At 40.1% G+C, this 14,335-nt stretch carries 10 protein-coding genes; 2 read left to right on the top strand and 8 right to left on the bottom strand.

What is annotated here, in order from left to right; translation table 11 throughout:
• Window positions 1–7: 7 nt before the first annotated feature.
• From VXM68_RS00955 to VXM68_RS00940, 4 genes are all read right to left on the bottom strand, one after another.
• Window positions 8–1,099, bottom strand: a complete 1,092-nt coding sequence (locus VXM68_RS00955; RefSeq protein ID WP_367210191.1) for an efflux RND transporter periplasmic adaptor subunit — start codon at window positions 1,097–1,099, stop codon at window positions 8–10.
• On the bottom strand, window positions 1,089–2,423 hold the full coding sequence (locus VXM68_RS00950; RefSeq protein WP_294187367.1) for a TolC family protein: 1,335 nt from the start codon (window positions 2,421–2,423) through the stop codon (window positions 1,089–1,091). The genes VXM68_RS00955 and VXM68_RS00950 overlap by 11 nt, the downstream gene beginning before the upstream one ends.
• Before the next feature lie 180 nt (window positions 2,424–2,603).
• A complete protein-coding gene (locus VXM68_RS00945; protein WP_367210190.1) occupies window positions 2,604–3,983 on the bottom strand; it encodes an ATP-binding protein in 1,380 nt (459 codons plus the stop codon).
• Window positions 3,980–4,666 carry a response regulator transcription factor gene (locus tag VXM68_RS00940; RefSeq protein WP_294187363.1) on the bottom strand — a complete coding sequence of 229 codons (687 nt, stop codon included), beginning with the start codon at window positions 4,664–4,666 and terminating at the stop codon, window positions 3,980–3,982. The genes VXM68_RS00945 and VXM68_RS00940 overlap by 4 nt, the downstream gene beginning before the upstream one ends.
• 160 nt (window positions 4,667–4,826) lie before the next feature.
• Between VXM68_RS00940 and VXM68_RS00935 the strand changes: the two genes are divergently transcribed.
• Window positions 4,827–7,340: a phosphocholine-specific phospholipase C gene (locus tag VXM68_RS00935; RefSeq protein ID WP_367210189.1), complete on the top strand. Its 2,514-nt coding sequence runs from the start codon at window positions 4,827–4,829 to the stop codon at window positions 7,338–7,340.
• Between the two features lies 1 nt (window position 7,341).
• Here VXM68_RS00935 and bioB read toward each other — a convergent pair whose 3' ends face one another.
• Window positions 7,342–8,433 (bottom strand): biotin synthase BioB, encoded by a 1,092-nt coding sequence (gene bioB, locus VXM68_RS00930; protein ID WP_367210188.1) that lies wholly within the window; start codon window positions 8,431–8,433, stop codon window positions 7,342–7,344.
• 128 nt (window positions 8,434–8,561) lie between these two features.
• Here bioB and VXM68_RS00925 point away from each other — a divergent pair, with 128 nt between their 5' ends.
• The gene (locus VXM68_RS00925) at window positions 8,562–10,046 is read left to right on the top strand and encodes a PLP-dependent aminotransferase family protein (protein ID WP_367210187.1); all 1,485 of its coding nucleotides are present in this window, start codon (window positions 8,562–8,564) and stop codon (window positions 10,044–10,046) included.
• 339 nt (window positions 10,047–10,385) lie between these two features.
• Here the strand turns inward: VXM68_RS00925 and VXM68_RS00920 are convergent, their stop codons facing one another.
• The 3 genes from VXM68_RS00920 to VXM68_RS00910 all read right to left on the bottom strand — a co-directional run bounded on the left by VXM68_RS00920 (window position 10,386) and on the right by VXM68_RS00910 (window position 14,335).
• On the bottom strand, window positions 10,386–12,356 hold the full coding sequence (locus tag VXM68_RS00920; RefSeq protein WP_367210186.1) for a transglutaminase domain-containing protein: 1,971 nt from the start codon (window positions 12,354–12,356) through the stop codon (window positions 10,386–10,388).
• Between the two features lie 145 nt (window positions 12,357–12,501).
• Window positions 12,502–13,770: a TonB family protein gene (locus VXM68_RS00915; protein ID WP_312331203.1), complete on the bottom strand. Its 1,269-nt coding sequence runs from the start codon at window positions 13,768–13,770 to the stop codon at window positions 12,502–12,504.
• Window positions 13,757–14,335 (bottom strand): sigma-70 family RNA polymerase sigma factor, encoded by a 579-nt coding sequence (locus VXM68_RS00910; RefSeq protein ID WP_209578931.1) that lies wholly within the window; start codon window positions 14,333–14,335, stop codon window positions 13,757–13,759. Before VXM68_RS00910 ends, VXM68_RS00915 begins: the two co-directional genes overlap by 14 nt.

Genomic DNA, 14,335 nt, shown 5'->3' with positions numbered 1-14,335 from the left:
AAACGGATTAATTATTCAGTGCTCTATAAATCAAAAGTTTATTGTTTACAACAACTTTCTCTCCTTCCTGTAATCCAGTAGTTATATAGGATGTTTCTTCGTTTTGCTTAATCGGCAGGATTTCACGAATCTTGATGTCATTTTGAGATTTGTAAACCAACACGAAATATTTGTTTTGATCGAAAATGACTGCGTCCGAAGGAACAGCTAGCGCCTGTGTATTGGATCGATGTGCTACTTTAATTGTGGCCTTACTATCTGGAATAAGTAGTCCATCTTTATTGTCGAGTACGACACGGGCCTGCATAGAATTGGTTTGCGGGTCGATAATCTTAAAAATTTTGTCGATACTACCTTGAAATTTTTTGTCCGGATAACTCAGCGTTGACACCACGGCAGGCATGCCCATACTAATCTTTTCAATATCTGTTTCGTTGACATTCAAAATCGCCCATACATCTTTTGTATTGGCCACATCGAAGATGTTGTCGCTTCGGTCACTCCGCAGTTGCATGTCCTTATTGATATTTTTTTGTACGATATATCCATCGATTGGGGATACCACCGAATATATATTGCCGCGTCGGACATTATAGATCTGACTGACGGCTTCTGAGCGGCGGAGCTGCTCTTTGGCTTTAGTTAATTGTCCTTTTGCTTCCAGCATGTCCTTATCTGTACTCAGTTTACCTGTGTACATGTCTTCCGCTACACGGTAGTTTTTTTCTGCGAGCAATACATCGGTTTTGGCATCCGAAAGATCCTTTTGTATACCGGCGACTTCCGTACTTCTGATTGTGGCCAATACCTGACCTTTGTGTACATAATCGCCTAAGGATACATTCACGGAGACCACATTACCGCCAACGAGTGGGAAGATATCGATGTAATTGTTCTGATCAGCAGATATTTTACCAAAGAAATTGAGTTCTTCGCTCACATTTTCTTTTTTGACGGTTGCAAAACTGGTCGATTTTAGCATCGTTTCGCTCATTTCGAAACCTTTGACAACGGCGGTATTATCCGTTTCTTTATGATTTTTGCAAGAGTAGAGTAGCACTACTGCTACTGTGGCTGTGAGAAGTTTTTTAGTTGACATGAGTTGAATTGAATATAGAAGTTTGCGCCAGGTAGTTTAATTGTTCGGCATTGAGAATAATTTCCTTTTTCATATCATATAGCTTCAGCATGGATATGCGGTAGCTATCCATAAAATCAGTGAATTCCACCAGGGAGATGTTACCTTTTCTGAAATTATTGAATACGCCGTCGTAGACGACCGCGATGTCGTGGAGGTCGTCAGGTGTAATGGTAAAATACTGATTGTATTGGTTTTGCCAAGACAGGTAATTGGATCGGATCTGTGATTCGAGCTGCTGCCGTTGGACTTCAATATTCTTCTTTGCTTCTTCTTCGGCATATTTTGCCTTGATTACATTTCCTTTATTTTGTTTCCATAGCGGGAGTGGAATTGCTGCTGTTAAGTTGATTTCATTGCGAAAAGCACCTGAGTTTTGACTATAGGCAAGCCCAAGATTGATATCAGGTGTATTTAGCGATTGTTGCCATGTTGTAAATAATTGTGCGCTTTCCGAAGTTTTTAACGCAAATTGATAATCAGCATTGTTTTCCAGCGCCAATTGATAGATTTTGTCCAAAGGCATTGTTGGTTTTACGGCAAGTACCTGATCCGCTTCTTGATCGGTTAATTTCGGTAGTACGTCTTCCTGACTGGAGATGAGTACACGTAATTGTTGTTGTAAGTCAATGCTATTGTTAATCGCATTTGTTTTTTCGTTATTGAGATCGATAGCCATTGTTTGAAGGCGAACTTGATCTTTTAATGAAATGTTTCCTTTCTTACCTTGTTCTTTGTATGCCGTTAGTAGATTATTTAGATAGTCAAGCTGAATTTTGATATCCGCTAATTTATGCTGTTCAAAGTAGAGGGAGTAAAAGGTTGTACGGAGCTGTGCATGGAGACTTGCCAGCAATTGACTAAATTGTAACTTGGCAAGTTCGACATTCGATTTGGCGAATTCTACTTGATTTTTCTTTTTTCCACCGAGATAAATTAATTGCGATATACTCGCTTCTTTAGAAGGACCGACGTGGAATACCTTTTTGTTCTGTGGATCATAGGCGTTAACATTCATTTCAAGCTGTGGCAGATCCCATATTTTAGCTTGTATGACGTCTGCCTCAGCCTGGCTGATGTCATATTGTTGGGCGAGTAGAGAAAGATTGCTCTTTACAAATGCTGCTTCGCATTCTCGAAGCGTCATTTGCTGTCCGGCGATATCGCCTTGCTTTTTTATAAGTGTACTTTCATCCATACGCACATGATCTGTTTGCGGTGGTCTCTGCTGGGCAAATGCCATACCATTGAAAAGCAATAAAAATATTAAAGGTTTCTTTGTCATATGTTTCAAAACTGATGTAACAAAATAACTGGTCGAACATTAAAGACCCCTTAATAAATGCTTAAAAAAAGCTTAAAAAAGCATGTTTTTCAGGTAGGGAAGAAGCCTAAAGCATCGGTTAATAAATGTATGTGCTTATTGCCTAATGGGCTTCTAGGTAATTTGGAGGATTTTTTTCAACTAACCTTCTTGGTTGAGAAACAATTTAAATAGTAATACAAAAGTATGCGTAGATTGTTTTCGGTCCGCTTGATATTCAATTGTCGCATGATGCGATTCCATGATGCGTTGAACAATGCGCAGTCCCAATCCAGATCCTGTTGTCTCACTCGCATTTTCTCCGCGGCTAAATGCATCAAAAATTCGCTTTTGGTCGCTGGTACTCAAAGCTGGCCCCGTATTACTAACAAGCACTTTTAGTTCTTGTGCTGATTCTAGCATTGTGACTTTCACCTCCCTGTTGTCTGAGTAGAGCGCAGCATTCTTAAATAAATTTACAAAAGCGATTTCAATCAATTGGGCAGAACAAAAAATGCTGAGTTTGGGGTCGTCAGTTCCGCTAATTGAAAAATCCAGCTGAAGGTCGGGAAATACTTTGGCTACTTTTTCATAGGCCGTAAATATAATTTCATCGATTCGCTCTTCTTTATAAGTCATTTTTAAACTCTCCGAATCAAATTTTGAAAGGAGCATAAGCGAATCTGTGACTTCTGAGAGGTGCAATGTTTCTTTGGATATGTTACGTAATACCTGCCTCACCTCTTCGCTTAACTGGTTCTGATGGTACAGATTTTCAAGTTGAAAAGACATTCGTGCAAGTGGTGTTCGTAATTCGTGGGAAGCACTGGAATTGAATTCTTTCTGCGATTCGAAAGCAGTAGAAAGGCGTAATAACATCGTATTAAATGCCCGGGTTAGTACAGTAATTTCGTCGGTATTTCCTGTGTAATCAACAGGTTTGGTGAGTCTACTGGCATTAATCTGCGTAATATTGTCTTTTAATTTATCGAGCGGAATCAACAGGCGTTGGATCAGATTATAGCTGAATACCCACACTAAAGCTGCACTAAGCACAAATAATATCGTGAGGACAAGCGCTAGGTGGTCCATTTTTTCATTTCCGGAATAATCCTGTGCTTTTACGATAATATAGTAGGGCGATCCGTTAATGCGATAATATTTGGCAAATGTCTCATATTGGTCCTGGTTGTAGAAGATTTGCTTTTCCTGATCGAGCCTATTAACAATTGATGCGCTCCATGTAACGGTTTGGTCCTTAACAGTGCTAAAGACTAACTGTTTGTTTTTGTCGAGGATGATAACATCTTCATAGAAAAGGCCATCTTCGTCATCGTGAAAATAGTTTTTGTATGACTGGCGGTTGAAATAGGGGTTACTGGCGATATAATGGGAAATATTGTCTAATTTATCAATCAGTCGCTGGCGAAATTGATCTTTCCGAAAATCGAAACTAGCATAGTAGATAATCAACATCGCCATACCAAAAAGGACGGAGAATGCAATACTAAAGCTAATCGCTATTTTCTTCTTTAAATTCATTTTTCTGCCGATAGGTAATAACCAAAGCCAGGTCTTGTATGGATCAGTTTATTTTCAAAGTTTTTATCGATCTTCTTACGTAAAAAGTTGATATAGACTTCAATTGTATTCTGTGTTGTCTGAAATTGATTTTGCCACACTTCCTCCGATATATGTTGCTTGGACAAGGTACGACCCTTTGCCTGTGCCAGGATAAGCAGCAGTTGAAATTCTTTTTGAGTAAGATTAATTTCTTCATTTGCACGTAATACACGGGCCTCATCAGGATAAATGATCAGATCATCGACTACCAATGTTTTTGTTTCATTGCTTTCGCTATGTTGTTGCCGACGTAATAGGGAATAGATGCGCATCAGCAATTCATCTAAGACGAACGGTTTGACCAGGTAATCATCGGCTGCCCGAAGAAATGCCTCCTTTTTATCATCTATATCATCGTATGCCGAGAGAATAATAATTGGTGTAAAGGCGTCATGGCTTCTTATCTTTTTACAGATTTCCAATCCATTGATTTTGGGGACATTGATATCTAATAGATAAAAACTATATTTTTTCTGGTGTGTTTTGGCCAAGAAATCAATTCCATCAAAAGCTTGATCACAGGTAAAGCCCTGGCTTAATAGAAAAGATCGGATCTCTTTCGAGAGTACCTTGTCGTCTTCGAGCAGCAAAATGTCTACCATATTTATATCTGTTGTCTTTTCGTAAAAATAAACAAATTTTTGTCATTCAATCAAAGAGATGTTTTGTTCGTAATTATGTTGGTAACATAAGATTTACACGAAGAAATGTGAAACAAAAGGAAATCTAAGTAGATTCAAATCGAAATTATAAATAAGTATTATGGAAAGCAGAAGAGAGTTTCTGAGAAAAACTTTGCTATTCTCGGGAGCAGCAGGAATTGTCAGTTTTATGCCTGGTTCAATCCAAAGAGCCTTTGCAATAGATCCTGAGATGGGAAGTACATTTTTGGATGCCGAGCATATCGTTATCCTTATGCAGGAAAATCGATCTTTCGATCATACGCTTGGGACGCTTTCTGGAGTTCGGGGTTTCAATGATCCACGGTCAATCCGCTTACCGAACGGTTTACCCGTGTGGTATCAAATGGATAAAGAGGGAAAAACGTATGCTCCTTTCCGATTAAACCTGAAGGAAAGTAAAGTGACCTGGATGGGTTCTCTTCCACATAGTCGTGCAAGTCAGGTGGATGCCTTTAACCAAGGTCGTTACGATCATTGGCTGTTATCGAAGCAATCAGGAAATAAACAATATGCGGCTATGCCCTTAACATTGGGGTATTTTACTCGTGAAGATTTGCCCTTTCATTATGCCTTAGCAGATGCTTTTACAGTATGTGATCAGAATTTTTGCTCGGGCATGACCAGCACCACGCCGAACCGTTCGTTTTTCTGGACGGGGAAGATTACAGAAATGAAAGATGGCTTGCAAAAGGCAAATATTAGGAACGACGATTTTGCGTACGGTAAAATGACTTGGGAAACTTTCCCGGAATTGCTTGAGAAAAATGGAATTACCTGGCGTTTTTATCAAAATGAGACAAGTTGTGGCGGAGGATTTGCTGGAAAAGAAAGGGCATGGTTGTCAAATTTCGGATGTAATTTATTAGAGTTCTTTCAAGCTTATCACGTTAAATTTAAGGAAAACTATATCATAAATCTGGAAACTCAGGTTCGGGATTTGCCCATGCAGATTTCCAAGTTGGAGGAGAAGTCTCCTTCTTCTGAGGAACAAGCGATAAAGATACGCGCTGATATTCGTAAAAAAAGCGAGGTATTGGAACGAGCCGAGAAGGAACTCAAAGAATATAATCGGGAAAATTATAAAACGTTAAGTGATTTTGCTAAATCATTGAATGAAAGAGCTTTTACGGTAAACAAGGGCGACAATAATTACAGGTCGCTTGAGTCCTTGAATTTTAAGTGGAAAGGAAAAAAGGGGACGCTGGAAGTTCCGAAAGGGGACGTTCTTTATCAATTCCGGAATGATGTTGATACCGGTAGATTGCCAGCCGTATCCTGGCTGGCTGGTCCGCAAAATTTTTCGGATCATCCGAGTGCTCCCTGGTACGGAGCTTGGTATGTATCAGAAGTTTTGGAAATTTTAACGAAAAAACCTGAAATCTGGAAAAAAACAATTTTTATCATTACCTATGATGAAAACGATGGTTATTATGATCACGTAAAGCCATTTGTTGTTCCTGATTTGACTAAAAAAGACACCGGGGCATGCTCTGCTGGTATTGATACGGAGGTGGAAATGGTACGTTTAGCCAATGAGCTGAAGCAGGGGATATCTAAAAAGCAAGCGCGTGAAGGAGCTGTGGGTTTAGGTTTTCGTGTGCCCATGTATATTGTTTCGCCCTGGTCGCGGGGAGGTAAGGTGTGTTCTCAGGTATTTGATCATACATCTACTTTGCAGTTTTTGGAATACTTCTTCAATAAAAAGCTGAACAAGAATATGCATTTGGAAAACATCAGTGCATGGCGTCGAACGATCTGTGGTAATTTGACTGCAGCCTTTACACCTTTTACACAGCAAAAAGAGCAGATCACTTTCCTAGACCGCAATCAGCACATTGAAACGATATACCATGCGCAGTTCAAAGATCATCCGCGAGGCTTTGTTGAGGTCAAAGATCCTGAACTTGCGAAGAGAAAGGTCTGGATCCCAGAATTTGACCGTATACAGGAGCGTGGGATTCGTAAATCCTTAAATTTGCCTTATGCGCATGATGCAGTTGGCTATGTGAAAGATGGGCAGTTTTGTCTCGTGATGACTGTAGACAACAAGCTTTTTGGAAAAAGAACTGCCGGCGTAGCCTTTAACGTGTATAGTCCCCTAGAATATCGTAATGAACAAGGCGAAAGTGAAACTTATAGAAATTGGAATTTTGCGGTGAAGGCCGGTGATCGTTTGGAATACCAATGGGACCTAGCAAAGTTTGAAGGAGATTGTTATGCTTTCGAACTGCATGGACCAAATGGTTTTTATCGAAAATTTTCCGGGGAGAAGGGGACAGCAGCAATACAAGCCGCGGTAGCTCCGGAGCTTAAGGCCCTGACACAGGTAGCTACAGGAAAATTACAGCTGAAACTAAAGAACAATAGTGACCAGCGCGTAACAATAGCTGTTGAAACCCTCAACTATAAAAAATATGCCACAACAAAAGAAATCGCCCCGGCCGAGGAAGTTATATTGATCCTGGATATTGAAAAACAAGGTAATTGGTATGATATTGCAATAAAGCCTAATGGAGACAATAATCCAATTATTCAGCTGGCCGGGCGCTTGGAAACAGGGACAGAAAGTACAACTGACCCCTTATTAGCATAAATTATTCTTTCTTCTGCTGCTTACCGCTGTTGCGGGGAACTGTATGTTCGGGTCTTGACCATTTGGGTCTTTCTCCAAGATCGTGATAAATTGCCATTTCTTTTGTGACGGTTTGGGGCTGACTTTTTTTCTCAAACGGCTGCTGTGTGACCAGACCTAATGTTTTAAATAGGTCAAGGTCTTCGTTGCTGTCGGGATTGGGGGTGGTGAGTAGTTTATCGCCAGAGAAAATCGAATTGGCTCCTGCGAAAAAGCATAAAGCTTGTCCCTCCTTACTCATATAGGTTCGTCCTGCCGATAGGCGGACCTGGGTTTTGGGCAATAAAATCCGCGCCGTAGCAACCATGCGTACCATCTCCCAGATGGATGCGGTTTCCATTGTCTCCATTGGTGTACCCATTACAGGCACCAACGCATTGATCGGCACCGATTCGGGCTGTGGGATGAGTGAAGCAAGCGTGATCAACATTTTGGCACGATCTGCGATAGTTTCGCCCATCCCAATGATGCCACCACTACAGACTGTGATATTTGTTTTGCGTACATTTTCGATGGTCTGCAGGCGATCATCGTAACTTCTGGTGGAGATAATTTCCTGATAATAATTGGCAGATGAATCGAGGTTGTGGTTGTAGGCATACAATCCGGCCTCAGACAACCGTTGGGCCTGATTTTCGGTCAACATTCCGAGTGTACAGCAGACTTCCATGTCAAGTTTGTTTAAGGTACGAACCATATCAAGTACACGGTCAAACTCATGGCCATCCTTCACATTACGCCAGGCGGCTCCCATGCAGATCCGAGAACTACCACGAGCTTTTGCAGCCATGGCTTGCTGTTTGACCTGTTCGACACTCATCAAGCTTTCTGCTTTTACATGTGTATGGTAACGTGCAGCTTGTGGGCAGTAAGCGCAGTCTTCGGGACATCCACCTGTTTTTATTGAAATCAATGTGGATACCTGCACTTTATTTGGGTCATGATATTTTCTATGTATTGTGGCAGCTTCATATAGAAGCTCCATTAACGGTTTGTTGTACAGGGCGACAACTTCTCCCTGCGTCCATTTTCGTTTTGATTCCATGTTATCCATCAGTTTTGTTATAAAATCCGTTCTATCTCACTAAGTAATGTTTCGACATCCTATTTAAAGATGTTTTTTTATGATGATTACAAAGATTATAGATTAAATTTTAACTTTGATCGTCCGAAATAAACATAATGAGTAGTCCGGTTGGTATAGCTTTTCATTCCATTATTAAGATTGACCGTCGCAAGGATGACGCTGTCTATCTACAGATTGTGTATCAATTTATTAATGCCATTAAGCGAAATTTTTTGGAGGATGGAGATTTGTTGCCTGGAAGCCGAAAGATTGCAGATGAATTGAACGTGCACCGAAAGACTATCGTAGCCGCACTGGCTGAATTGCAGGAGCAGGGCTGGGTGAACATTGTACCCAATCGAGGTACTTTTGTGAAAAATCCCGAACGTATTGACGTTTCGACATCGACCATTGGTGCATTTAGGCAACCACCTCACTTTGCTCCTTATACTTTCCGAAAGGAGCTGATATTGGATATGCCTAAGTTGGAAGCTACAGCGAAGTATTATTTTACGGATGGCACACCAGATTACAGTATTATTAGTGCTGAGGAACTGGTCCGTTTTTACGCATCAATGGTTAAACGCAAAAAGAAAACTGATGACTTTCCGACCACTATAGAGGGGAATCTGTTTTTTAGGGACCAGTTAAGTTATTATTTGAACTTGACCAGGGGATTTCATCTTTCGCGGAACTTCGTGTTGCCAATTGCCAGCCGTGAGCAAATCTTTTCCATTTTATCCCGGTTATTAATTCGTCGTGACGATATTGTGCTGGTGGAGAATTTAAGTTATTTTCTTCCCAATATGATATTTAGTCAAGCAGGAGCCAAGCTGAAGACCGTTCCGGTAGATGCGGAGGGTATGATCGTCGATAGGATCGTCGATCAATTTAAGCCCGGCGAGATCAGATGTGTTTATCTCAACTCCAGATGTCAGTATCCAACGACGGTTAACCTTTCCGAAAAGCGGAAAATTCAACTGTTACAACTGGCCGAGCAATATGACTTTATTATTATTGAGGATGATGTAGATTTCGAATCGTCCTTTTTTAAAACAAAAGGGGAATCGCTTTTTCGGAAAAATGCAGGCAACCGGGTGATTTACACTGGTGCTTTCGGAAGTTTCTTTGCCCCCGGCTTCCAAATGAATTTTTTGATCGCACCTCAGGATCTGCTAGAGGAGGGGAAAAAATATCTGAATATATTCGGGAAACCGAATTTTATGATTGAGAAAACATTGGGTGAAATTATCCATCAGGGTGATATCTTTCGTTATCAGCGCAAATTTCAGAAAACAATTTCAGAGCGCAAAGCGTTGTTTGGGGTGTTGTTGCGGCGTTATTTTGAAGATGAGGTTACTTTCACAGTTCCGGAGGCTGGACTGGCTTTTTGGGTACAGTTCAAACCTATTTTTTCATTGACTGTTTTACAGGAAAAGGCACGAGACAAGGGATTATTAATACCTAGCAGTTGTCTATATCAAAATAGGATGGTTACTGCGTTGCGATTGGGTTTTGCTCATTTAGACGAGCAGCGTATGTCGGAAGCAATTTATTTGTTAAGGTCGGCGTATAGGGACTTGATGGACATTAACTCATAAAATTCACAAAACATGTGTGCAGCCAATGTTTGCTTTTGTAACACGAAATTCGCGTTTGCTCATTTGGCCAATCATTTTGAGGATGTCAAGAAAAAGCCCAGCAAAGAATGTCTGGGCTTTGAGATTATATAAGGGGAATAATACTTGCTTAAAAAGTGAAGACCTAGTCTTCATCGGTGATAATATCATCACCATCTAATTCGAAACCTTCTCCGAGGAAGGTATGCTCTAGTTCGAATAAATCTGAATCTTTAATCATTTTATTTTTTTTGATATTCAAATTTACTACCCTTATTTAAGCTTATCATCAATATAAAATGAAGTTTTTGTTAAGGGTTATTATATTTTTTTGAGTACGACATCCAATTTTTCTGCTTGTATAATTCTGCTGAAAAACTCTTTTAAATCAAAGTATTCTTCGGGCATAAATAAGGGTTTGTTTAACTGTGTTGCCGATTCGATAATCAGAACATCCGGCGCTGTATTATTGATTTTGAAAATATATCGAGCAGCACGCTCAGGCAGAGCCATACTGATATTTTTTAACTTACCTTCTGATGGATAGGAATAGCCTTTTGGCAATTTGATTTCCATGTAGCTTTCTTCTTGAATTAAGGAACCAAAGTCAATTGGGTAATTCCGCTCTGTTAGATTGAAAGGATTTTTAGACATTTTGGTATCAATATAAGGATTGAAATGAAGCTGATCATTTTGCAAGGTTGCAAAATTTTTAATCTCAATTTCAAACTCCTCAGTTAATGGTTTATCAAGTGATTCCCGGTTAGATACTTTAAAACTGTTGATTCTGATGCGATTATTTTCTTCATCTATTTTTTCGTAATATTCTTCTTCCGAATTGCTTCCTTGAAGACGCTCTCGCATTTTGGACGCACCATAACCATTCCGTGATGTTATCCATTTCCCTTTTAGTTCACCATTTTCAGATAGTTCACCGTAGAAAAAGTTACTGTAAGTGGACGGAAGATTTGCATCGAGTTTTACCCAGTCGGATTCACCTTCGAGGGGAATCGATCTTCCCTGGTAGTTGACACATTTCATCGGAATATTTCCAAACATTTCATAGGGAGAGGTGGCGTCCAGCAGATAGTAATTTTCACCTATTTTTACTTGTGCAATCACGTGGTTGAACTCCGATATTGCGGGTGAATAAAGTCCGGCATATCCATTGTCACGCGTAGATAAGATCACAGGCGTCGCTTCTAATTTTGCGTAGCGTAAAGCATTGACAAGTCCGAGGTTGATATCTGCACTATTGCCTGTTCTTTTTTCAATGGCATCTTTAATGTTTTTTGCATAAATTGAATGTTGATTGTTCCATTTTATTTGTTTTTGAAAATAGGAATACAATCGTGCCGCTTTTTCGAGGTCATCTTGTGCGTTTTGTAATATAGGGTCGATAAAATCTTTCAACGCACCTTTTCGCTTTATCTGCCCACCAAAGCTTTCACTTTGTACCAGTTTATCTCTGACATTTTCCCAAGTGAGCGAGAAGTCTTTTGTTGTTCCCATTGGAACACTGTATCGACCGAGTTCGAAGAAAATAATCGATCTAAAGTTTTTGGAAGAAGTCATATAATCTTCGGCATGGAAAGCTGGAATATTTTCCATGGTATAGATCGTTTTACTTCCTAATATTTCTCCGACTTCAGAATATAGACCTGTATTGTAATTTTCTACTTTTCTGTTACTGACGGCTAGCCCTCCTTTTAGATTGGCTTTGTAATGACAGATTTCGGGAATGCGCGTAACGTACTGACTATAAAGTTTAGGAAGGTCTTCCTGAAATTCCCAAGAATTCAGGTTAAAGATGAATGGAGATTCCGTACGATAGCGGTATTCAATAATTGTACCTTCTTGAACCTGTGGAATAGCTGCTTTCGTTACTGCATAGTTTTCTGAGGAGTTTTCGTAAAATATATTTGCTTTGGTCATCTCTGTTTCTACAATTTTGTCACCGACAAGATGATAGGATGCCCCCTTGATGTCCATAAGAACTTCCCGCTCAGTTCCGCTTTTGTATAATGGAATGCTGAAGTTTGCATAATTATAGGCTTCTTTGTTTAAGATTTTAATGCGTACATGTTTGAAAAATTCAACAATTAAACCTTTATTCTTGTTGTAGTTGACTTCAGCTGATCCATATTCACGTAAGACAAAGGCATTTGCAGCCGTGTCTATTTTGTCCATATGGATGGCAAAATCTTCCTTTTTTATTTTACCGAATGAAAAATCTTGTGCTTGTACGTATAAACAGCTAAGCACGAGTAGGCCAGTTAAAAAACTTTTCATAAAAAATGACTGTATGGTTAATAATTATAGCGCTAAAGTAGGAAATAATTTTATATCAAAATCACTTTGCTGATTAATTTGGTGTAAAAATTAATGCTTTAAAAAGTTTAGCCTGTTTTTGTGTTTAGAAATATGCTGTACGTATCTACAGCGTGAATTCTAAGGTTAATGTAACATATCGGTAATCTTCTCCTTTCCATTTGGGACCTGAAAGTATAATTTCCTTGGCTTTGGCATCCAGGTAATCGTTTGCACTTTGTAGAATACTAATATTTGTTGGAAATCCGCCCTTATCAACATAGAAGCTTATGCGTACGGTGCCTTCGTAACGGCTTTTGGCTGTTTTTTTCTTAATATAATTGTTGAATGATCTCCAGCCCCAAACGGGTTCAGCACTTTTTGATTTGCGTGAAGACATCGTGGTGACGACGACTTCATCCAGTGAGTTGCTGGAGGGCTGCAATCTGATTGTGGTATTTTTACTGCGGCGCATATTCACTGCGACGGTATTATAACCTAGCGCCACGATGTCGACGAGTGAATCCACCGAACTTGGTTGGATGGTCGCCTGTCCCTGCGCGTCAGTGTTGGTCGCCAATTTACTATTGGGTTGAATGATGGTAACTCCTGAAAGAGGTAAGCCCGTTTCTTTGTCGCGAACGGTGAGTTGAAGGGGTATACCTCCTTGTTGTACTGACGAAATCCCCGCAGCTTTGCCAGCAAGTGTATTATTGAAACTCGAGCTTCCTCGCATCATCGTTTGAGAGGACTCTCTTTGCATTGCCATCGGTGTATAGCCAATCACGGTCGCACTGTCTTGAGGTCTCAGTCCAAATACAGGACGATCGCTATTAAGAGGTCCTTCCATCTCTTCCAGTGATTTTACACGTAGGGAGGGTTCGCGCGATAAAATCGCGACCTCCTCTTGTGGATGTTCTTCACGAAAACGGGGACTGTTGTTATCTGCCAATTGTGGCGAACGATCTTGCGGTTCGATATTTGATTTGATATCATCCGTGGCCGTGGTAGAATCTTCGCCCATAACCGTTGTTTTTGGCTTATCCGGGGTAACGTGTACGTCGGCAGTACGTTTTGTCTCAGATCTATTTTTTTCCTGCTGCCAGAAAAGTAAAAGACCTACTCCCAAAACGATTACTGTTGAGGCGGCAATGGCTAGTCTTTTCCAGTCCAATATTTTAATTTTAGCAGCCTTATCCCTTTTTGCACGTTGGCTAATCTGCTGATTGATTGCTGTAATTACGGTTTTATTTTGATCCATTTCTATACCCATCAGCATATCCGCCAACATGGGGTCACGCTGTGCCTCACGCTCAAGAGCGTACATCTCTGTAGGAGATAGTTCGCCGTTGACGTATTTCTTTAAGTATGCTATGTCGTAATTACTGTTGCTCATTCCAAGCCTCCATGCAATTTTTTAAATTCCGTTTTCCATTTTGGATATAACTCTTTACTTCGTTCAAGCTATAACCGGTAGATTCACTGATCTCTTTGTAACATTTTTCCTCTAAAAAGAAAAGTCTGACCGACTGTTGCTGTTTTTCTGGCAATTTGTCCAGACAGCCTTCCATGGCTGTTAATTGTTCTTCTTTTTCATCATATTGTTCATACTGATGCAGGTCTCCCGGAAATTTCACAAATTCATCCAAAGAAATTTGAGATTTGTTTTTTTGAGACCTCAAATACATCAGACAATGATTTTTGCTTAATACATAGAGCCATCTTGGAAAATCTTTGATTTCTTGCTTGTTGACTTTATATATTAATTCCTCAAAGATATTCATGACGGCATCTTTGCTCAATTCGGAGTCTTGGAGATACCTTAAGCAAACATAATATACCATTTCGGTATGTCGCTGGTATAGATCGCCCAATACCTGAAGATCCATGGACTCCTGATAGCGCAACAAGAGCTCGTGGTCTTGTGGTGTATCTATTTTCGACGACTTAAATGCGGACAT

Origin of the sequence: Sphingobacterium sp. R2, from assembly GCF_040760075.1 — a bacterium.
Taxonomy (GTDB): Bacteria; Bacteroidota; Bacteroidia; order Sphingobacteriales; family Sphingobacteriaceae; genus Sphingobacterium.
Note: the sequence above shows the minus strand (reverse complement) of the source record. Positions and strands in the feature narration are given on the sequence as shown.